General features: G+C 71.2%; 18 protein-coding genes. All 18 read left to right on the forward strand.

Annotation, left to right across the window (positions count from 1 at the left end):
* The first annotated feature begins 843 nt into the window (after positions 1–843).
* The 18 genes from DEU34_RS14840 to der all read left to right on the forward strand — a co-directional run bounded on the left by DEU34_RS14840 (position 844) and on the right by der (position 20,732).
* Positions 844–1,632 carry a hypothetical protein gene (locus DEU34_RS14840; protein WP_259460189.1) on the forward strand — a complete coding sequence of 263 codons (789 nt, stop codon included), beginning with the start codon at positions 844–846 and terminating at the stop codon, positions 1,630–1,632.
* On the forward strand, positions 1,632–2,666 hold the full coding sequence (locus DEU34_RS14845) for an HAD-IIA family hydrolase (RefSeq protein WP_121151632.1): 1,035 nt from the start codon (positions 1,632–1,634) through the stop codon (positions 2,664–2,666). The genes DEU34_RS14840 and DEU34_RS14845 overlap by 1 nt, the downstream gene beginning before the upstream one ends.
* An 18-nt stretch (positions 2,667–2,684) precedes the next feature.
* Positions 2,685–2,861, forward strand: a complete 177-nt coding sequence (locus tag DEU34_RS16345) for a hypothetical protein (protein ID WP_183042512.1) — start codon at positions 2,685–2,687, stop codon at positions 2,859–2,861.
* On the forward strand, positions 2,858–3,658 hold the full coding sequence (locus DEU34_RS14850; protein ID WP_121151634.1) for a TlyA family RNA methyltransferase: 801 nt from the start codon (positions 2,858–2,860) through the stop codon (positions 3,656–3,658). The genes DEU34_RS16345 and DEU34_RS14850 overlap by 4 nt, the downstream gene beginning before the upstream one ends.
* Positions 3,655–4,575, forward strand: coding sequence for an NAD kinase (locus tag DEU34_RS14855; protein WP_121151636.1), 921 nt, complete (start codon positions 3,655–3,657; stop codon positions 4,573–4,575). Before DEU34_RS14850 ends, DEU34_RS14855 begins: the two co-directional genes overlap by 4 nt.
* Positions 4,572–6,269: a DNA repair protein RecN gene (gene recN, locus DEU34_RS14860; RefSeq protein ID WP_121151638.1), complete on the forward strand. Its 1,698-nt coding sequence runs from the start codon at positions 4,572–4,574 to the stop codon at positions 6,267–6,269. The genes DEU34_RS14855 and recN overlap by 4 nt, the downstream gene beginning before the upstream one ends.
* Positions 6,266–9,139, forward strand: a complete 2,874-nt coding sequence (locus tag DEU34_RS14865; RefSeq protein ID WP_147424082.1) for a DUF2207 domain-containing protein — start codon at positions 6,266–6,268, stop codon at positions 9,137–9,139. The genes recN and DEU34_RS14865 overlap by 4 nt, the downstream gene beginning before the upstream one ends.
* A gap of 23 nt (positions 9,140–9,162) precedes the next feature.
* Positions 9,163–10,860, forward strand: coding sequence for a CTP synthase (locus DEU34_RS14870; RefSeq protein WP_121152043.1), 1,698 nt, complete (start codon positions 9,163–9,165; stop codon positions 10,858–10,860).
* The gene (locus tag DEU34_RS14875; RefSeq protein ID WP_259460190.1) at positions 10,857–11,465 is read left to right on the forward strand and encodes an NUDIX hydrolase; all 609 of its coding nucleotides are present in this window, start codon (positions 10,857–10,859) and stop codon (positions 11,463–11,465) included. Before DEU34_RS14870 ends, DEU34_RS14875 begins: the two co-directional genes overlap by 4 nt.
* Before the next feature lies 1 nt (position 11,466).
* Entirely contained in the window at positions 11,467–12,390 is a 924-nt protein-coding gene (gene xerD / locus DEU34_RS14880; protein ID WP_121151642.1) for a site-specific tyrosine recombinase XerD, read from the forward strand.
* Between the two features lie 97 nt (positions 12,391–12,487).
* Positions 12,488–14,140, forward strand: coding sequence for a M20/M25/M40 family metallo-hydrolase (locus DEU34_RS14885; RefSeq protein ID WP_259460191.1), 1,653 nt, complete (start codon positions 12,488–12,490; stop codon positions 14,138–14,140).
* An 81-nt stretch (positions 14,141–14,221) separates the two neighbouring features.
* The gene (locus tag DEU34_RS14890; RefSeq protein ID WP_183042513.1) at positions 14,222–15,109 is read left to right on the forward strand and encodes a ParA family protein; all 888 of its coding nucleotides are present in this window, start codon (positions 14,222–14,224) and stop codon (positions 15,107–15,109) included.
* Positions 15,093–15,944 carry a ScpA family protein gene (locus tag DEU34_RS14895; protein WP_121151646.1) on the forward strand — a complete coding sequence of 284 codons (852 nt, stop codon included), beginning with the start codon at positions 15,093–15,095 and terminating at the stop codon, positions 15,942–15,944. The genes DEU34_RS14890 and DEU34_RS14895 overlap by 17 nt, the downstream gene beginning before the upstream one ends.
* The gene (scpB, locus tag DEU34_RS14900) at positions 15,934–16,536 is read left to right on the forward strand and encodes an SMC-Scp complex subunit ScpB (RefSeq protein ID WP_121151648.1); all 603 of its coding nucleotides are present in this window, start codon (positions 15,934–15,936) and stop codon (positions 16,534–16,536) included. Before DEU34_RS14895 ends, scpB begins: the two co-directional genes overlap by 11 nt.
* Positions 16,533–17,339, forward strand: coding sequence for a pseudouridine synthase (locus DEU34_RS14905; RefSeq protein WP_121151650.1), 807 nt, complete (start codon positions 16,533–16,535; stop codon positions 17,337–17,339). The genes scpB and DEU34_RS14905 overlap by 4 nt, the downstream gene beginning before the upstream one ends.
* A gap of 52 nt (positions 17,340–17,391) precedes the next feature.
* On the forward strand, positions 17,392–18,525 hold the full coding sequence (locus DEU34_RS14910) for a prephenate dehydrogenase (protein ID WP_183042514.1): 1,134 nt from the start codon (positions 17,392–17,394) through the stop codon (positions 18,523–18,525).
* A complete protein-coding gene (gene cmk / locus DEU34_RS14915; protein WP_121151652.1) occupies positions 18,518–19,219 on the forward strand; it encodes a (d)CMP kinase in 702 nt (233 codons plus the stop codon). The genes DEU34_RS14910 and cmk overlap by 8 nt, the downstream gene beginning before the upstream one ends.
* Complete coding sequence (gene der / locus DEU34_RS14920) at positions 19,209–20,732, forward strand: ribosome biogenesis GTPase Der (protein WP_121151654.1); 1,524 nt, start codon at positions 19,209–19,211, stop codon at positions 20,730–20,732. Before cmk ends, der begins: the two co-directional genes overlap by 11 nt.
* Positions 20,733–20,797 lie beyond the last annotated feature (65 nt).

Here is a 20,797-nt window from a genome sequence, read left to right on the forward strand (position 1 = left end):
GCGCCGATGGTACTGCAGGGGGGACCCTGTGGGAGAGTAGGACACCGCCGGACTTCTTTTCAGTGAAATGGCCACCCAACGTTGGGTGGCCATTTTGCGTTTACGGGCCCGTAAGCTGGCCCACCAGGAGGACCCGCCATGGCAACTGAAGACGCCGACGCCCCCCGTCGCGACGATCGCCCCGCACGCGGCGGCGATGCCCGCCGTGACGCCGATCGCGGTCCGCGTTCGGACAGGCCGCGGTCGGAGGGACGACCCTCGCGGGGTGGCACTCCTCGATCCGACAACCGTGCGGGCCGTGACGACCGCCCTGCGCGCAGCGACCGGCCGCACCGCGACGGTGCGCGCCCGCCCTACGGTGACAGGCCGCGTCGCGACGCGCCGCGGTCCGATTCCGGTGGGCGTCCGGCCGCGGGTCGGTCGTACGGTTCTTCGGACCGTCCGAACCGCGATGCGCGGCCCGTGCGCGATGGTCGTCCCTCGTCGACGGGACGTCCGGCCCGCGACGGCGCATATTCGCGCGACGGTCGACCGCCGCGCAGTGATGACCGCAGTGGCCGTGCGCCGCGTAGTGATGACCGCAGTGGTCGCCCGCCGCGTAGCGACGACCGTGGCGGTCGCCCTGGTGGCGGTCGACCCACGGGCGGCTCCGGGTACCGCGGAGCGGGTGGGGGAGGCCGGCCGTCGTCGACCGACCGTGCGTCACGTCCGCCGGAGCGTTTCCGCGAGAGCGGCCCCGAACTCCCCGAAGACATCACCGCGCGCGATCTGCCTGCTCAGGCGCGCAATGAGCTGAAGACTCTCAGCAAGGAGAACGCGGAGGAGGTCGCTCGGCACCTGGCGATGGCTGCTCGTCTCATCGAAGACGACCCCGCCCTGGCGCACGAGCACGCCCTCGCGGCCACCCGTCGCGCCGGCCGAATCGCGGTCGTCCGCGAGACTGCGGCGATCACCGCCTACGGCATCGGCGATTTCTCTCTGGCGCTGCGCGAACTCCGCACCTATCGCCGCATCTCCGGTCGCGATGATCAGATCGCGCTCCTCGTCGACAGCGAGCGCGGTGTGGGTCGTCCCGACCGCGCTCTCGAAGAAGGCCGGGGGGTCGACCGTTCGAAGCTCCCGACAGAGGTGCGTGTCGAGCTCGCGATCGCCATGTCTGGCGCGCGGCTCGACCTCGGTGAGACCGAGCGCGCGCTGCAGGAGCTCGACATCCCCGAGCTCGACCCCGACCGTGCCTTCGAGTGGAGCCCCGCGCTCTTCGCCGCGCGCGCGGCCGTACTCGAGGAGCTCGGCCGCGACGACGAGGCACAGCTGTGGCGTCGGCGCGCCGACGTCGCCGCCGACGCTCTCGATGACGCGTCGGGCGTCGCCGACCACGAGGTGCTGATCGTCGACGAGACCGAGGACCCCGACGCCGTCATCCCGGCGGATCCCGACGAGGACACCGCCGACGAGATGTCGAACGAGTCCGACGACGTGGTGCCGGACGACTCCGACGACGCGCGGTCAGGAGAGGCGATCGCCGAGGAGGCCGACGCGGGCGAGACGGCGGCGGAGCCCGCGGTCGGCGACGTGGACGAGAGCGGCGGGAGCGACGTCGCGAGCGACGAGACGGACGGCGAGGACCGCTGATGTGGGGACGCTCGTCGTCCACACCGACACCGCTGGACGGCGTCGATGTGGTGCTCGCCGACCTCGACGGCGTCGTATACGCCGGTCCCGGGCCGATCCCGCACGCCGTCGACAGCCTCAACCGCGCAGCATCCGACCGTCGTGTCGGGTTCATCACGAACAACGCCTCGCGAACGGATGCGTCGGTCGCCTCCCACCTCGTCGAGCTGGGTCTCACCGCGACCCGCGCCGATGACATCGTCACGAGCCCGCAGGCGGCGATGACGCTGCTCGCCGATCTCGTCGCGCCGGGCTCGACGGTGCTCGTCGTGGGCGGCGAAGGGCTCGTCGTCGAGGTCGAGAAGGCGGGCTTCGTCGTCACGCGTTCCGCAGACGATGCGCCGGCCGCCGTGGTGCAGGGGTTCGCCCCCGATGTGGCGTGGGTGCACCTGGCCGAGGCGGCGTTCGCGCTGAAGACGCCCGTCGAAGATGGCGGCATCCCGTGGGTCGCGACCAACACCGACTGGACGATTCCGCAGGCGCGCGGCATCGCGCCGGGAAACGGCACGCTGGTCTCGGCCGTCCACACCGCGGTCGGGCGCCTGGCGACGGTGGCGGGCAAGCCCGAGGTGCCGATCTTCCGCGAGGCGGAGAAGCGCTTCGACGCGTCGAGCCCTCTGTTCATCGGCGACCGGCTCGATACCGACATCAAGGGCGCCGTCGCCGCGGGGATGCGGTCGGTGCACGTGCTCACCGGGATCGATCGCCCGAAGCACCTGCTCGCGGCCCCTCCCGATTCGCGCCCCGACTTCATCGTGAGCGATCTGCGCGAGCTGTTCGAGCCGTACCCGGCGACCGTCGTGAAGGGCGCCCGCACCACCGTGGGCTCGGCGACGGTCGAGATCGACGGTGCGGATCTGCGGATCGTCTCCGAGGGCGACCGCCCGGTCGACCTCGTGCGTGCCGGGGCCGCGGCCGTCTGGAATTCCGGGCGGGCGATCTTCGGGTTCCGTGTTCCGGAGCGTCTGTACGCCGACCCGTTCTGGCGGCCGTGAGGTCGTTACGATAGCTGGATGACCGACGCCAACCGCACGGAGGACGCCGGGCCCGAGGGTTCGGAGCTGATCAGTCGGCTGCGCATCATCGAGGGGCAACCCCTGGCAGACCGCGCCGCAGCCTACGCGTCGCTGCATGACGAGCTGGCCCGTCGCCTCGAGTCGGGGCCCACCGATCACCGCGTGAGCGGATGACGGCGCGTCTCGACGCGGAGCTTGCCCGTCGGGGCCTGGCGCGGTCGCGCACTCAGGCCGCGCAGCTGATCGCCGACGGACTGGTGAGCGTCGACGGCGGCGTCGTCGTGAAGCCGTCGGCGCGCATCGACGACGACGCGCAGCTCGCGGTCGCCGCATCCGACCACTACGTCAGTCGTGCCGCGCACAAACTGCTCGCCGGTCTCGACGCGTTCGACATCGCCGTGGAAGACCGGGTCGCTCTGGACATGGGCGCATCGACCGGGGGATTCACCCAGGTGCTGCGCGAGCGCGGTGCGCGACCGGTGCTGGCCGTCGACGTCGGTCACGGACAGCTCGACCCCCTCCTCGCGCTCGATCCCGACGTGGTGGCGATCGAAGGGTTCAACGTCAGGTACATGGATGCGGCGACTCTCGCGTCCGCGACGGGGATCGCCGAGCGTCCCTCCGTCGTCACCGGCGACCTCTCCTTCATCTCGCTCACCCACGTGCTTCCCGCCGTCGTCGCCACCGCGACCGACGACGCCGACGTCGTGCTGCTGATCAAACCGCAGTTCGAGGTCGGACGCACCGCGGTCAAGGGCGGGCTCGTGACAGACCCCGACCTGCGCGCGGACGCCGTGTCGAGCGTGCTGTGGTCGGCGTGGGATGCCGGTCTGCGGACGGCGGGGCTCATCGCGTCGCCGATCGCCGGTCTGCACGGCAATAGGGAGTATGTGGTCCACCTCGCGACGTCGTGGGGGAGCGATCCGTCAGAATGGGTAAGCACCGTGAACGAACTGACCGGAAGCCGATGACACCCAGCGATCGCAACATCCTCGTGGTCGCCCACGCGCGCCGAGACGACACCGTCGACGCCGCGGGGCGAGTGGTCTCCGCCCTCACCCAGGCGGGTGCTCGCGCCGTGTTCTCGCGCGACGACCGCGACGACCTCGAGGGCGCGTTCCCGCTCGACGGGGTCGGCACCCTCGGGGAGGACGTCGCGGTCGACGAGATCGAACTCGCCATCGTGCTGGGCGGCGACGGCACCATCCTCCGCGCGGCCGAGCTCGTCCGCGGCGGGACGGCGCCCGTCCTCGGCATCAACATGGGGCACGTCGGGTTCCTCGCCGAGAGCGAGCGCGACGACATGGACGACGCCGTCCGCCGCGTCATCGACCGCGACTACCGGGTCGAGGAGCGGCTCGCGCTCTCGGTGCGGGTCAAGGACTCCACCGACGCCGTCATCTACGAGACGTGGGCACTGAACGAGGCCACCGTCGAGAAGGCCAGTCGCGAGAGGATGCTGGAGGTCGTGATCGAGGTCGACGGCCGCCCGCTGTCGTCGTTCGGCTGCGACGGCGTCGTGGTCGCGACGCCCACCGGGTCGACCGCCTACAACTTCTCGGCGGGCGGACCCGTGATCTGGCCGTCGGTCGAGGCGATCGCCGTCGTGCCGCTCTCGGCGCACGCCCTCTTCGCGCGCCCGCTCGTCGTCGGGCCCGAGGCGCCCATCGCGATCGAGGTGCTCGAACGCACGAGCGGTGTCGGCATCCTGTGGTGCGACGGTCGCCGTTCCCACGAGCTGCCCCCGGGTGCGCGCGTCGTCGTCCGCCGCTCCAGCGAGCCCGTGCGGTTGGCGCGCCTGCACCCGCCCGCATTCACCGACCGCCTCGTGCGGAAGTTCCGCCTCCCCGTCACCGGGTGGCGCGGACCTGCTCCGGAGATCTCATGATCGAGGAGATGCGCCTGCGCGACCTCGGGGTCATCGCCGAGGCGACGCTGCCGATCGGTCCGGGTTTCACCGCGATCACCGGCGAGACCGGTGCCGGCAAGACCATGGTCGTCACGGGGCTCGGGCTCCTCCTCGGTAACCGGGCCGACTCGGGCGCCGTGCGCTCCGGTGCGGCGCAGGCCGCCGTCGACGGGGTGTGGAGCGTTCCCGAAGACGGTGCCGTCGTCGACCGCGTCCGCGAGGCCGGCGGCGACGTCGAACCCCTCGGCGGCGGCCAGGCCGAGCTCTACCTCGGACGCACCGTGTCGAGCGAGGGCCGAGGGCGCGCCACCGTCGGCGGGCGCAGCGCCCCGGCCGGAGTGCTCGCCGAACTCGCCGACTCCCTCGTCGTCGTGCACGGGCAGTCCGATCAGCTGCGGTTGCGATCCGCCGTCGCGCAGCGCGACGCGCTGGACCGTTTCGGCGGCGCCCCGGTGGCCGCCGCCCTCGCCGACTACCGCGCCGGATACGAGCACTGGCGTGCGCTCGATGCGACGCTGACCGAGCTGCAGGAATACCGCGACGTGCGCGGCCGCGAGGCCGACGAGCTGCGCGCCGCGCTCGCCGAAATCGAGGCCGTCGCCCCGCTCCCCGGCGAGGACGCCGATCTGTCGCAGCGTGCCGAGCGGCTCGCGAACGCGGAGGAACTCCGGCTGGCCGCGGCCACCGCGCACGAAGCCCTCTCGAGCGAGATGGACGCCGCCGATGCGACCGCGCTCGTCGCCGACGCCCGCCGGTCGCTCGAGCGCGGCAGCATCCACGACGCGACCCTCGAGTCGCTCGCCGAACAGGCCGCCGACCTCGGGTACCGGATCGCCGACCTCGCCGCCGCCGTCTCGGCCTACCTCGCCGATCTCGACGAGTCGGGTCCGCACGAACTGGCGGCGACCGAGGAGCGGCGCGCGGCTCTGTCGGGACTCGCCCGTGCCCACGGCTCGGTCGACGCGGCGATCGCCCTGCTCGAGACCGGGTCGGCGCGCCTCGCCGAACTCGACGACGACGGCGACCGCATCGAGCGTCTGACGGTGGAGCGGGATGCCGCGGCCGCCGCGCTCGACGTCACCGCCGCCGCCCTGACGGCCGAGCGCGAGGCCGCAGCGCTCAGGCTCGGCGCTCTCGTGACCGATGAGCTCCACGCCCTGGCGCTTCCCGACGCGACGCTCGTCGTCGAGGTCGCTCCGGGAGCGGCGAGCACCCACGGTCGCGACGACGTCACGATCCTCCTCGCGCCGCATCCGGGCGCCGATCCGCGCCCCGTCGCGCGGGGGGCCTCCGGAGGGGAGCTCAGCCGGGTGATGCTCGCGATCGAGGTCGTCATCGCGGGAGTCGACCCCGTGCCGACGTTCGTCTTCGACGAGGTCGACGCCGGGATCGGTGGTGCCGCGGCGATCGAGGTCGGGCGGCGGCTCGCCCGGCTCGCCGAGTCGTCGCAGGTGATCGTCGTGACCCATCTCGCCCAGGTGGCGGCGTTCGCGGGCAACCATCTCTCGGTCGTCAAGAGCAACGACGGGTCGGTCACGGCCTCGAGCGTGAAACGCCTGGAGGGTGCCGAGCGCGAGGCCGAGATGGCGCGCCTGCTGTCGGGACTGGCCGACTCGGACGCCGCTCTCACCCACGCCCGCGAGCTCCTCGACACGGCGCGCACGCCGCGGTGAGCGTGGACGACGCCTCGGCCGACGCCGAGACGCCGCCCGCATCTGCGGTGCGTGTGCCGCAGCCTCGTCCCACCCCGCTGTACGCGTTCCTCTCGACGCGGCTGCTGCGTCTGGAGGCGTGGCTGCAGTCCCACGGCGGAACGCCGCTGCGCCGCAGCATCCAGGCGTTCTGGGCGTTCCTGCTCGCCGTCGGCGTGCTGCTGCTGGTGGGCCCGGTGATCAACGAGCCGCTCACGTTCGACGACATCACCTCCTCGGCCGGCGAGGCGACCGACACCTGGATCGCGCGCTCCTTCGACGCGGACTATCAGCTCTCCCGCGACGACGACGGTCGCCTCACCCTGGAGATCGAGGAGCGCATCACCGCCTTCTTCCCCGACGACGTCGACGAGTCGGCGGTGGAGCGGGTCATCGCCACGCAGTACGAGGGGCACGACCTGCGACCCGAGCTGCGGGGCGCGACCCTCGACGGCGTGCCCGTCGACCCGGTCACGCGCGCTTCGCCCACCCGCTCGACCTACACCGTCGAGGCGGGGGAGAGACTGCGCGGCGACCACGAGGTCGTGCTGCGATACGCGCTGCACGACGTGGCCTATCCCACCGAGGATCCGTCGTCGCGGCAGTGGTACCAGCTGCTGAGGTGGGACGTCTTCGGACCGGAGTGGTCGCACGGCGTCACCGACAGCGCCCTCACCGTCACCGTGCCGCGAGAGCTGGCCGACGCGTACGCGCGGCAGCCGAGCTCGGGGATCGCGTGGCTGATCGTCGGCGGCTCGACCACGCTGAGCCCCGACACCGAGACGGCGGACGCCGTGGTCTACCGGGTCACGAACGATCAGAGCCTCCCGCCCTACGCGTCGTTCTGGTTCGCCTTCCGATTCGAGGCGGGCGTCTTCGCGATGCCGGAGCCATCGGCCCTGTTCTGGGTGCAGGCGGCGGGCCCCTTCGTGCCGCTCGCGCTGCTCGCGGTGACGGTGCTGTTCGCCCTCGCCGCCCGGCGCGTGGCATGGGCCGACGCGCGCGGGCGTGCCTGGTTCGTGATGCAGGACACTCCGCGACGCGGTGCCACCCCGAGCGCCGATGCACGGCTGTGGCGGGCGCGGCGCACCAGTGCCCTGGTCGATGCGCTCGGGGCGTACCGGTCCGAGCCGTCGAACCCGGCCGCGCAACGTCACCTCGTGCGTGTCGCTCGGCGCACCGGCCGGCTCGGAGATCTGCCCTGGGCACTCACCGCCTACCGCGCATCGCGCACGTGGAGGGCGCAGTTCGCGGAGGGACTGCGACGGGTGCCGCGCGGGTTCGTCCGCGATGCGTTCATCGGCGCCGCGCTCGGGTTGACGGTCGTGCAGTGGGGTCTCGTGCGCCAGCTGTCGTACCAGGTGCCGCTGTCGGTGTACTGGTGGCCGGTCGCCGTCGTGGCGGTGTCGACCCTGCTCGCGACCGTCGTGCTCTCCATCGCCCTCACCGCCCGCCCGTTGACGCGCGACGGCGCGCTCGCCGAGAAGCACCTCCGCGGTCAGCGGCTTTTCCTCGAGCAGACGTCGGCGATCGAGCGCACGCCGTTGCGCGACCCGCTTCTGCCCTATGTCGTCATGTTCGCACGGCCCGCCCGCGCGCGCCGGCTCGTGACCGGCCTCCTCGATCAGGAGGGGGTCTCGCGTCAGGTGACGGGCGATCCGACCTTCGTCACCGCGGGCCGGCTCGCGATCCGCGTGTCTGCCGTCGTCGCGGTGATCGCCGCGCTGGTGCTCTCGATCACCACGACGGCCGGCACCCGTCACGCCCTCGATCAGTACGCCGTGCTCGACGACATCGAGGGGGAGTACGGAGTCTTCGTCTCCGACATCGACATCGAGGCCACGCTGACCCGGGGGGAGGGCGGCGAAGCGCGTGTCGAGGTGATCGAGACCCTCGACGCGGTCGTCGGCGAGAACCTGCGCGCGATCCCGCAGGTCACCCGCGCGTGGCGCGACCAGGTCGACGGTCACGACCAGGGGCTGGTGGTCGAAGCGATCCTCGTCGACGGCGTGGAGGCACCTCTCGAGCAGAGCCGGATGCGGGGGCACGCGCTCGTGCAGACGAGAGTCGCCGACGAGTGGCCCGGCGCCCACGAGATCGAGATCCGCTACACGCTCACCGACGCCGCATCCGCTCTTCGCACCGGGGACGGCTGGCAGGACCGCGTGCAGTGGACCGCGCTGCTGCCGTGGTGGGAGTCGTCGTGGCAGGGGATCGACGTGGAACCCGAGCGCCTGCGCGTGGCGATCGGCATGTCGACCGACCTCGCAGCCGCTCTCGACCCCGACAGCGGGTGGCTCGCTGAGCTGGCGCACCGTCGCGACCGTGCGCCCGAGCCCTTCGCGACGGCGTTCGAGGCGGGGGACGAGGCGGTGTTCTCCTTCGACGAGCGCGCCGACGACGAGTACGAGCCCGGCAGCCTCTGGCCGGGCGGCGCGCAGTTCGGCGGTGCGCAGCTGACGTTCCCCGCCGGAACGTTCACCGGGCCGTCCGAGGGCGAATGGGGCCGGTACTCGGCGTGGCAGGTGCTGCCGTGGCTGCTGTCTCCGCTGCTGGCGCTCGTCGTGCTCCTCCTGAGCGCGGTCGGAGTCCTCTCGGGACGGGATCGGCTCGCCCGTCGCGGTAAGACCCGCGACCTCGTGCAATGGATGCCTCCCGCCCTCACCGTCGCGCAGCTGCCGGTGCTGATCTGGGCGACCCTCGACGCATACTCCGAGGATCCGCTGCTGGTCGTCCTGTTCGCGTCGCTCGCCGTCAGCGCGGCGGCCACGTGGGTCGTCATCGCGAAGACACGGCGCACGCCTGCGCCGATCGTCACACCCCCGGCGCGTCGACGGCGGGCTCGCAGGTGAGCGGACTGATAGCATGGAAGCCCGTGACGGACTCTTCATCTACGGGCATCTCTTCCAGCAAGATCACCAAGCACATCTTCGTGACCGGGGGCGTGGTCTCCTCGCTCGGCAAGGGCCTCACGGCCGCCAGTCTCGGCAATCTTCTGACCGCGCGCGGCCTTCACGTCGTGATGCAGAAGCTCGATCCGTACCTCAACGTCGATCCGGGCACGATGAACCCGTTCCAGCACGGAGAGGTCTTCGTGACCGACGACGGAGCCGAGACCGACCTCGACATCGGGCACTACGAGCGGTTCCTCGACATCGAGCTCAGCCAGGCCGCGAACGTCACGACCGGCCAGGTCTACTCCGAGGTGATCGCGCGCGAGCGGCGCGGCGAGTACCTCGGCGACACGGTGCAGGTCATCCCGCACATCACCGACGAGATCAAGCGACGCATGCGTCTGCAGGCGAGCGAAGATCCGCAGCCCGACGTCATCATCACGGAGATCGGCGGAACGGTCGGCGACATCGAGTCGCAGCCGTTCATCGAGTCCGCCCGCCAGATCCGGCACGAGCTCGGCCGCGGCAACGTCTTCTTCGTCCACGTCTCCCTCGTGCCGTTCATGGGGGCGTCGGGCGAGCAGAAGACCAAGCCGACGCAGCACTCCGTCGCTGCTCTCCGCTCGATCGGCATCCAGCCCGACGCGCTGGTGCTGCGCAGCGACCGCCCGGTGACCGAGTCGAACAAGCGCAAGATCGCGCTCATGTGCGACGTCGACGAGGACGCCGTCGTCAACGCGGTCGACGTGCCGAGCATCTACGACATCCCGTCGTTGCTGCACGACCAGGGGCTCGACGAATACCTCGTGCGTTCCCTCGGGCTGAACGAGGCCGCCGACGTCGACTGGTCGCGCTGGCAGAAGGTGCTCCAGGCGGTGCACAACCCGAAGCACGAGGTCACGATCGGCCTCGTCGGCAAGTACATCGATCTGCCCGACGCCTACCTGTCGGTCACCGAGGCGCTGAAGGCGGGCGGGTTCGCGCAGGAGACCCATGTCACCATCACCTGGATCCCCTCCGACCTCTGCGAGACCCCCGAGGGTGCCGAGAAGGCCCTCGCGGGCGTCGACGGGATCATCGTTCCGGGAGGATTCGGCATCCGCGGCATCGAGGGCAAGCTCGGCGCGCTGCGATTCGCCCGCGAACAGGGTATTCCGACGCTCGGAATCTGCCTCGGTCTGCAGTGCATCGTGGTGGAGTACGCCCGGCACGTCGCGGGCCTCGAGGGGGCGTCGTCGAGCGAGTTCGACCCCGACAGCCCGCACCCGGTCGTGGCGACGATGGCCGAACAGGTCGACATCCTCGACCGCGGAGACCTGGGCGGAACGATGCGCCTCGGCCTCTACCCCGCCGACCTGGCTGCGGGCTCGATCGCCGAGGAGGTGTACGGCGCCGCCCAGGTGTCCGAGCGCCACCGCCACCGCTACGAGGTCAACAACGCCTACCGGCAGCAGCTGACGGACGCGGGTCTGGTCTTCTCCGGGATCAACCCCGACCTCGACCTGGTCGAGTACGTCGAACTCCCGCGCGACGTTCACCCGTACTACATCGCCACGCAGGCGCACCCCGAGCTCCGCTCGCGCCCGACCGCGCCGCATCCGCTCTTCCGCGGCCTCGTCGGCGCCGCGCTCGACCGTCACCGTGCGAGCGAGCTGTTCGACGTCGAGGAGTCGGCGTGACGGATGCTGCGGGTTCCGTGCCCGCCGCGGGATTCCGCGACGAGTCGGTCGAGCCCGAGGTGGTGGACTCCGAGAAGGTCTACACCGGTCGGGTGTGGGACGTGCGCTCCGACACCGTGCGATACGGCGACGGTGAGATCGTGCGTCAGTACGTCGATCACCCGGGCGCCGCGGCGGTCGTCGCGATCGACGACGAGGATCGCGTCGTGCTCATCCAGCAGTACCGCCACCCCGTGCGGTTGCGCGAATGGGAGATCCCGGCCGGGCTCCTCGACGTGGCGGGGGAGCCGCCCGCGGACTCGGTCAAGCGCGAGCTCGCCGAGGAGGTCGATCTCGTCGCCCGCCGCTGGCAGCCGCTGCTGACCATGCACACCTCGCCCGGCGGGAGCGACGAGGTGCTGCACATCTTCCTCGCCCGCGATCTCGAGGCCGCCCCCGCCGCGTTCGAGCGCGAGGACGAGGAGGCCGACATCCGGGTGGAGCGGGTTGCGATCGCCGAGGTCGTCGACGGGATCATCGAGGGCCGGTTCGGCAACGCGATCCTCATCGCCGGTGTGATGGCGGCGGCCGAGGTGCTCCGGCGGGAAGCCGCCGCGGAGCACTGACGTGCGCGTCGAGCGGGCGGTCGACGCGTATCTGCGGCACGTCTCGCTCGAACGGGGTCTCTCCGAGCACACGCAGGCGGCCTACCGGCGCGACCTCGCCGTGTACGCGGAGTGGCTGGCCGAGCGCGGGGTCGCCGACACGTCGGAGGTGACGACGGCGACGGTGGCCGAGTTCGCGGCCGAGCGCGCGTCGGCACAACCGCCCCCGGCATCGTCGTCGCTCGCGCGGCTGCAGTCGTCGGTGCGGGGCCTGCATCGGTACCTCGTGCGCGAAGGCACCGAGACCGAGGACCCCAGCGGTCGGCTGCGCCCGCCGAAGGCCGCGCGGCGGCTGCCGAAGGCGCTCACGGTGACCCAGATCGAAGAGCTGCTGGATGCCGCGGGCCCCGCGCCCGGCGACGACGTGCCCGCCGAGCCGGCCGCCGTGCGCGACCGGGCGCTGCTCGAGCTGCTCTACGCCACCGGTGCCCGCGTAACGGAGGCCGTGCAGCTCGATGTCGACGACCTCGCCCACGGCGATGTGATCCGGGTGCGCGGCAAGGGCGACAAGGAGCGGATCGTGCCCCTCGGTTCGTACGCGCGTGCCGCCGTCGATGCCTACCTGACGCGCGTGCGCCCGGCGCTCGCCGCCCGCGGCCACTCGTCGCCACGACTGTTCCTGGGTGTTCGCGGTGCCCCGTTGTCTCGGCAGAGCGCTTGGCTGGTCATCCAGCAGGCTGCTGAGCGCGCCGGTCTCGAGGCGCACGTCTCGCCGCACACGTTCCGGCACTCCTTCGCGACGCACCTGCTGCAGGGCGGAGCCGACGTGCGCGTCGTGCAGGAGCTTCTCGGGCACGCCTCCGTCGCGACGACGCAGATCTACACGCATGTCAGCGTCGATGCGCTCCGCGACGTGTACGCCACGTCGCATCCGCGTGCACGCTGAGCGGCGGGTGTTTCCACCCTGTGAATTTCCTGGACGAGGTCGAGGATCGCGGGTAGCGTGCCTTCAACCCCCAGGTAGGTCGAAGGAGAACCGCATCGTGCGAAAGCTGCAGCGTCGCTGGACACCCGTCGGAATCGGAATCGCAGCGAGCGCTCTGCTCGTCGCAGGGTCGGGCGCGGCCCCGGCGTTCGCGGTCGATCCGGACGATCTCGAGAGCCGGGTCACGGTCGAGGGCGTGCGCACGCACCTCGAGGCGTTCCAGGCGATCGCCGATGCGAACGACGGGAATCGCGCGGCCGGCACCTCGGGGTACGAGGCGAGCGGCGCCTACGTCGAGGAGGTGCTGCGCGAGGCCGGGTACGAGACCCAGCGGCAGAGGTTCGCGGCGACGGTGCAGACGATCGACGAGTACGCGCTCGCGATCGACGGGATCACGTTCACCGACGACGAAGACGAGGACGGCGCCCCCGGCCCGTTCGGACTCCCGATGGAGTACACGCCGTCGACCCCGGCCGACGGCGTGACCGATGTCGCGCTCGTCGCGCCGACCACGGCGACCGGCTGCAGCGCCGACGAGTGGGGCGGCGCGGATGCGACGGGCAAGATCGCGGTCGTCTCTCGCGGCGTGTGCTCGTTCACCGAGAAGTCCATCGCCGCCGGGGTCGCCGGCGCCGTCGCGATCCTCGTGTACAACAGCGAACCGGGCGTGCTCTCGGGAACGCTCGCGGAGCAGACTCCCGATCTCATCCCCTCGGTGGGCATCCTGCAGTCGCAGGGGCAGACGCTGGTCGCGGCGATGGCCGCGGGAACCGTGACGGCCGACCTCCAGCTGCAGCAGACGCTGTCGGTCATCGAGACGTTCAACGTCATCGCCGACACCCCCACCGGTGCGGCCGAGAACACCGTCATGCTCGGCGCCCACCTCGACTCCGTACCCGAGGGCGCCGGCATCAACGACAACGGTTCGGGATCGGCGGCCATCCTCGAGACGGCCGTGCAGCTCGCCGCATCCGGAGACCTCGCCCACCGCGTGCGTTTCGCGTGGTGGGGTGCGGAGGAGATCGGCCTGCTCGGTTCGGCGGACTACGTCGCGAAGCTCTCCGACGCTCAGGCCGACGAGATCGTCACCTACCTCAACTTCGACATGGTCGCCTCGCCGAACTACGTGATCTCGGTCTACGACGCCGACCAGTCGACGTACGAGGCACCCGTCGACGTCCCCGAGGGATCCATCCAGACCGAGGCGGCGTTCACCGACTACTTCGACGCGATCGGACAGCCCTGGATCGATACCGCGTTCGATGCCCGCAGCGACTACGACGCGTTCATCTCCGCGGGGATCCCCGCCTCGGGGCTGTTCACCGGCGCCGACGAGGTCAAGACCGAGGAGCAGGCCGCGCTGTTCGGCGGCACGGTCGGCGAGATCCACGACCCGAACTACCACACGCCCGCCGACGACATCACGAACGTCAACGACGAGGCGCTCGGGATCATGATCGGGGCGATCGCCCACGTGACCGCGCAGCTCGCCGACGACGTCACGTCGATCACCGGCGTCGTGCCCCCGGTCGAACCGTCGCCCGAGCCGACGGCGAGCCCCGCACCGACCGTCACCGGCGCCCCGGCCACCCTGGCCGAGAGCGGCGGAGAGCCGGCGACGGCGTGGATGGCGGGCGCCGCCCTCCTGACGGGAGTCGGCGCGATGGCCCTCGTCGTCGTGCGGCGTCGCGGATCGGTGCGCACGGAGTGACGGGCGACCGGTGTGCCCGCGCGGGTGCCGGCCCCCTCACTCGGTAGCATGGGAGGCAAGATATCTAGGGCAGGTGGGTCGGTGGCGCGAAGCGCAACGAAGAAGTCGGTGACGGCCGGCGACGGCGAAGTGACCCTTGGCCCGACCGGGCGGCCGTACCACGGCTTCGCGACCCCGCCGAAGCTCTCGGGGCACGGCCCGGCTCGGATCATCGCGCTGTGCAACCAGAAGGGCGGCGTCGGCAAGACGACGACGACCATCAACCTGGCCGCAGCGCTCGCCGGGTACGGCCGCAAGGTGCTGGCGGTCGACTTCGACCCGCAGGGTGCGCTCTCGGCGGGCCTCGGCATCCAGACGCACGAGTCGCCGACCATCTACGATCTGCTGCTCGACACGAAGCGCGATCCGCGGGAGGTCATCGTGCCGACCCGGGTCGAGGGCCTCGACATCGTGCCGGCCAACATCGACCTGTCGGCGGCCGAGGTGCACCTCATCAACGAGGTCGCCCGCGAGACGATCCTCGCCCGGGTGCTCCGCAAGGTCTCGGCCGACTACGACGTCATCCTCATCGACTGCCAGCCGTCGCTCGGGCTGCTCACGGTGAACGCCCTCACGGCGAGCCACGGCGTACTCATCCCGCTCGAGTGCGAGTTCTTCGCGCTCCGCGGCGTCGCGCTCCTCATCGAGACCATCGACAAGGTGCGCGACCGGCTGAACCCGTCGATCACGCTCGACGGCGTGCTCGCCACCATGTACGACCCGCGTACGCTCCACTCCCGGGAGGTGCTGGAGCGGGTCGTCGAGGCGTTCGGCGACGACGTGCTCGAAACCGTGATCGGCCGGACGGTGAAGTTCCCCGACGCGTCGGTCTCAGGGATGCCCATCACCGAGTTCGCGCCGGAGCACGCGGCCGCCCAGGCCTACCTGCGTCTTGCGCGGGAGCTGGTCGCCCGTGGCGCCGTCGCCTGACGCCGCCGACACTCCGCCGGTCGGCGACGACTCCGCGCCGATCGACGAGACCGGCGACGGCTTCCGTGTCTCCCTCGGGGTGTTCGACGGACCGTTCGACCTGTTGCTGACACTCATCTCCCAGCATGAGCTCGACATCACCGACGTCTCGTTGAGCCGCGTCACCGACGAGTTCATCGCCTACCTGAAGGCGCTGGGGCCCGACGAGGACCTCGACGAAGCATCCGAGTTCCTCGTGGTCGCCGCGACCCTGCTCGACATGAAGGTCGCCGGTCTCCTGCCCCAGGGCGAACTCGTCGATGCGGAGTCGGTGGCGCTGCTCGAGGCGCGCGATCTGCTCTTCGCGCGGCTGCTGCAGTACCGCGCGTTCAAAGACGTCTCGGCGTGGTTCGCGTCGGGGCTGCAGGCCGAGGACCGACGGCACGTGCGCGCCGTGCGGCTCGACGAGAAGTACCGCAACGCCGTTCCCGATCTCGTCTGGACGCACAGCGTCGACGACTTCGCCGCCCTGGCGCTGCTCGCCTTCGCGCCGAAGGAGATCCCGCAGGTCGGGCTCGACCACCTGCACGCGCCCCTCGTCAGCATCCGCGAGCAGGCAGCGGTCGTCGTCACGCTCCTGCGCAGCGCGGGCACCCTCACCTTCCGCGAACTGGTCGCCGGGGTCGCCCAACCGGGCGTCGTCGTCGCCCGGTTCATCTCCGTGCTGGAGCTGTACCGCCACGCCGCCCTGACGTTCGAGCAGCTCGAACCGCTGGGCGAACTCACGCTGAGGTGGAGCGCGGCGCGCTGGTCGGAAGAGAACCTCGCCACCCTGGGAGCAGATTATGACCGATGAGACACCGGCCGCCCCGTCGAACGGGGGAGCGGGCACCGCCTCGATCGCCCGACGGCTGGAGGCGATCCTGCTCGTGATCGAGGAGCCGCAGAGCCTCGTGAGCCTCGCGGCCGCCGTCAGCGCGCCGGTGGCCGCGGTGCGCCAGGCGGTCGAGATGCTCGTCGACGACTACGACGGTCGGGGCACCGGACCTCGTCGCGGCTTCGAGCTGCGCGAGGTCGGCGGCGGGTGGCGGCTCTACGTCCGCGCCGAGCACGACGACCTCGTCTCGGAGTTCGTCAACACCCAGGCCCCGTCACGACTGTCGCAGGCCGCGCTCGAGACGCTCGCCGTGATCGCGTACAAGCAGCCCGTGACCCGGGGTCAGGTCGCCGCGATCCGCGCCGTGAACGTCGACTCGGTCGTACGGACGCTTCTGGCCCGCGGGCTCATCACGGAGGCGTATGCCGACCCCGAGACGGGCGCCATCCATTACGGCACGACCGATGCGTTGCTGGTCAACCTCGGTATCAACTCCCTCGACGAGCTGCCGCGCATCGCGCCGCTGCTCGACGACGGTTCGGCAGGATTCGATGCGGAGGTCGTGAGATGACGGAGATGGACACCGAGGGCGTTCGCCTGCAGAAGGTGCTGGCCAACGCGGGCGTGGCCTCGCGGCGGGTGAGCGAAGACATGATCGTGGCGGGACGGGTGCGCGTGAACGGCGTCGTCGTCACCGAGCTCGGCAGCCGTATCGACCCCGAGACCGACCTCGTCGACGTCGACGGTGTGGCCGTGCAGCTCGACACGTCGAAGCGGTACGTAATTCTCAACAAGCCCACGGGCGTGGTGAGCTCGATGCGCGACGAGCGCGGTCGCCCCGATCTGCGCGAGTACGCCGACGAGTGGCCCGAGCGGCTCTACAACGTCGGCCGCCTGGACGCCGACACCAGCGGTCTGCTGATCCTGACGAACGACGGCGACCTCGCGCACGTGCTCGCCCACCCCTCATTCGGGGTCACGAAGATGTACATCGCGAAGGTCGAGGGGCGCGTCTCACCGCAGACGATCGCGACCCTCACCAAGGGCATCGAGCTCGAGGACGGCCCGATCGCGGCCGACAAGGCACGTCTGCTGGATGCGTCGGAGGACTACAGCATCGTCGAGCTGACGCTGCACTCCGGGCGCAACCGGATCGTGCGCCGCATGATGGCCGAGGTGGGTCACCCCGTCGTCGACCTGGTCCGGCGGCGTTTCGGTCCGCTCTCCCTGGGTCCGCTCCCGGTCGGGCGCGCGCGCGAATTGACTACGATAGAGCGCGGCGCACTGCTTACTCTGTCGCGTCGTGACGGCGGCACCGAACCCGCCGCCGACGACGCCCCTCCCCGCACGGACGATCCGTCGGCCGAAGAGTGAGCATTCCACCCGTGCCGTGCCCCGCCTCGAAGGCGGGTGACCAGGAGAGACCGTGAGCGATTCGACCGCGTCGTCCGTACGCCCGCCGGTGCCGTTGGCACCGCGTGTGCGCGGCACCGTTCGCGTCGTCGGCGCCGGCCTCCTCGGCGCGAGCGTCGGTCATGCCCTCACCGCCCTCGGTGTCGACGTCGTCCTCGACGACACGTCTCCGGCTCAGCTGCGTCTCGCCGTCGACTACGGCGCGGGACGGCTTCCTCGCCCGGATGACGCGCCGGCGCTCGTCGTCGTCGCCGTGCCCCCCGACGTGACGGCCGACGTGATCGAGCGCGAGCTCGCCGCCCACCCGGGTGCCGTGGTCACCGACGTCGCGAGCGTGAAGCTCGAGCCGCTCCGCGCGCTGCAGGCGCGCGGTATCGACCTCTCCCGGTACATCGGTTCGCACCCGCTCGCCGGGCGCGAGCGCGGCGGCGCCATCTCGGCGCGCGCCGACATCTTCATCGGGCGGCCGTGGGTGGTCTGCCGCGATGGCGAGACGACCCCCGACGACCTCGCCCTGGTCGAGGCGCTCGCGCTCGATCTCGGCGCGACCCCGATCGAGATGACGCCCGAGGAGCACGACCGTTCGGTCGCCGTCGTCTCGCACGTGCCGCAGCTGGTGGCCAGCCTTCTCGCCGGACGCTTCGTCGACGCGCCCGACGGGTCGCTCCGTCTCGCCGGGCAGGGCGTGCGCGACACCACGCGGATCGCCGCCTCGGCGCCCGAGTTGTGGGTGCAGATCCTCGGGGCGAATGCCGCCCTGGTCGTCGACGTGCTCGACGAGCTCGCCGGGGATCTCTCCCGTGTCGCCGAGGCGCTGCGTCACCCCGACGCGCCGGGTGCGCGACGTGCCGTCGCCGACACCATCCGCCGCGGCAACGACGGCGTCGAGCGTCTCCCCGGCAAGCACGGCCAGAACCGCCGCTTCGAGACCATCGTCGTGATGGTCGACGACACCCCCGGCCAGCTCGGCCGCCTCTTCGGAGAGCTCGGTGAGCTCTCGGTGAACGTCGAAGACCTCCGGCTCGAGCACTCTCCGGGCGCGCCCTTCGGCCTCGCCGAGATCAGCGTCGTCCCCGATGCCGTCCATCGCGCCTCGGAGGGACTCCAGGCGCGCGGGTGGCGGATTGCGAACAACACCCATGACTGATCCCCGCCCGTTCGACGAGACCGTCGTCGTCGCCATCGACGGTCCGGCCGGCAGCGGCAAGTCGAGCGTCTCAAAGGGCGTCGCCGCACGTCTCGGCTACGGCTACCTCGACACCGGCGCCGTCTATCGCGCGCTGGCATGGTCGGTGCTCGAGGCCGGGGGAGACACCGACGACGCCGCGTCGGCGCTCGCCGCGTTCGAGTCTCTCGACGTGCACATCTCGCTCGCGCCCCACGACTTCGCGATCACCGTGGGCGGCGCCGACGTCGCTGCGGCCATTCGCGAGCCTCGCGTGACCGCGGCCGTCAGCGGCGTGGCGCGTGTCGCCGGCGTGCGCGAGGGTCTGAACGGCCTGTTCCGCTCGCTCGTGGCGCAGTCGGCCCGCCCCGGTGTCGTCGTCGAGGGGCGCGACATCACCACCGTGGTCGCACCCGATGCGCCCGTGCGCATCCTGCTCACCGCCGATCCTGAGGTGCGCGCCGCGCGTCGCAGCGCCGAACTGGACGGTCAGGATGCGGCGGCCGTGGCCGACGCGATCCGGCGGCGCGACGCATCCGACTCCACGGTCGTCGATTTCCAGACGGCCGCCGACGGCGTGACCGTCGTCGATTCCACGCACTTGGACTTCGAGCAGACGGTCTCGGCCGTGCTCGAGGTCGTCGATCAGAAGATGGGAGCCCACCATGGGCGATGAAGAAGAGTACGAGGGCGGTCCCGACCAGCTCGAAGAGAAGCTCGCCGACCTCGACGAGGAACTGGCCGAGCAGCGCGCGGCGGCCCTGCGCGCGACGCTGGAAGACTTCGATCTCGACGCGGAGGATGCCGAGCTGCTCGCGGGCATCACGGCCAGCGGCGATGCGATCGAGTATCTGCCGGCGCTCCCGGTCGTCGCGATCGTCGGTCGACCGAACGTCGGCAAGTCGGCGCTCGTGAACCGCATCATCGGGCGTCGCGAGGCCGTCGTCGAAGACACCCCCGGTGTGACGCGCGACCGCGTCACCTACAAGGCCGAGTGGGCAGACCGCCGCTACTCGCTGGTCGACACCGGCGGGTGGGAGCCCGACGCCCGCGGCATCGACAAGTCGGTCGCTCTGCAGGCCGAGGTCGCGATCGAGCTGTGCGACGTCGTGCTGTTCGTCGTCGATGCGATGGTGGGCGCCACCTCCACCGACGAGCAGGTCGTGCGCCTGCTGCGCCGCAGCGGCAAGCCCGTCTTCCTCGTCGCCAACAAGGTCGACGACGCGCGTCACGAGTCCGAGGCCGCAGCTCTCTGGAGCCTGGGTCTCGGCGAGCCGCACCCGGTCTCGGCAATCCACGGTCGCGGCGTCGCCGACCTCCTCGACGCCATGATGAAGGTGCTGCCCGAGGTCTCGGCCGTCGCCGGCCACGAGATCGGCGGACCCCGTCGTGTCGCGATCCTCGGTCGCCCGAACGTGGGCAAGTCGTCGCTGCTGAACAAGGCCGCCGGCGAGGAGCGCGTCGTCGTCAACGAGCTCGCGGGCACCACCCGCGACCCGGTCGACGAGATCGTCGAACTCGGCGGCAAGGTCTGGCGTCTCGTCGACACCGCCGGCATCCGTCGTCGCGTGCACCTGCAGCAGGGGGCCGACTTCTATGCGTCCCTTCGCACCTCGGCCGCGCTGGAGAAGGCGGAGGTGGCCGTCGTGGTGCTCGACGTCTCGCAGACGTTGAGCGAGCAGGACGTGCGCATCATCGACCTCGTTCTCGAGTCGGGACGTGCCCTGGTTCTCGCGTTCAACAAGTGGGACCTCATGAACACCCCCGAGATGGAGAACCAGGATCGTCGCCGATACCTGGAGCGTGAGATCGAGCAGGACCTCGCGCACGTCGCGTGGGCGCCCCGCGTGAACATCTCGGCGCGCACCGGTCGTCATCTCGACAAGCTCGTGCCCGCGCTCGAGACGGCGTTGGAGTCGTGGGATCTGCGCATCCCGACCGGCAAGTTCAACGCATTCCTCGCGGAGCTCGTCGCCGAGCACCCGCATCCGCTGCGCGGCGGCAAGCAGCCCCGCATCCTGTTCGGCACCCAGGCGTCGACGCGTCCGCCGACCTTCGTGCTGTTCACGACGGGCTTCCTTGACCCGGGCTACCGTCGCTTCATCCAGCGTCGCCTGCGTGAGATCTACGGCTTCGAGGGAAGCCCGATCGTGCTCAACATGCGCGTGCGCGAGCGTCGCCAGCGCTGAGTCGCCTCTCGAGACGGCATCGTCTCGTCGAGCTCCCCGAATTCGGGGCGTTTTCGTCGAGACGG

Source organism: Microbacterium sp. AG1240, assembly GCF_003635115.1.
Classification (GTDB): domain Bacteria; phylum Actinomycetota; class Actinomycetes; order Actinomycetales; family Microbacteriaceae; genus Microbacterium.

Coding starts and splice junctions, on each gene's coding strand:
- DEU34_RS14840 (WP_259460189.1), top strand. CDS start 844: ATGGCTGCTCGTCTCATCGAAGACGACCCCGCCCTGGCGCACGAGCAC.
- DEU34_RS14855 (WP_121151636.1), top strand. CDS start 3,655: ATGACACCCAGCGATCGCAACATCCTCGTGGTCGCCCACGCGCGCCGA.
- DEU34_RS14850 (WP_121151634.1), top strand. CDS start 2,858: ATGACGGCGCGTCTCGACGCGGAGCTTGCCCGTCGGGGCCTGGCGCGG.
- cmk (WP_121151652.1), top strand. CDS start 18,518: ATGACTGATCCCCGCCCGTTCGACGAGACCGTCGTCGTCGCCATCGAC.
- DEU34_RS16345 (WP_183042512.1), top strand. CDS start 2,685: ATGACCGACGCCAACCGCACGGAGGACGCCGGGCCCGAGGGTTCGGAG.
- scpB (WP_121151648.1), top strand. CDS start 15,934: ATGACCGATGAGACACCGGCCGCCCCGTCGAACGGGGGAGCGGGCACC.
- DEU34_RS14905 (WP_121151650.1), top strand. CDS start 16,533: ATGACGGAGATGGACACCGAGGGCGTTCGCCTGCAGAAGGTGCTGGCC.
- der (WP_121151654.1), top strand. CDS start 19,209: ATGGGCGATGAAGAAGAGTACGAGGGCGGTCCCGACCAGCTCGAAGAG.
- DEU34_RS14845 (WP_121151632.1), top strand. CDS start 1,632: ATGTGGGGACGCTCGTCGTCCACACCGACACCGCTGGACGGCGTCGAT.
- recN (WP_121151638.1), top strand. CDS start 4,572: ATGATCGAGGAGATGCGCCTGCGCGACCTCGGGGTCATCGCCGAGGCG.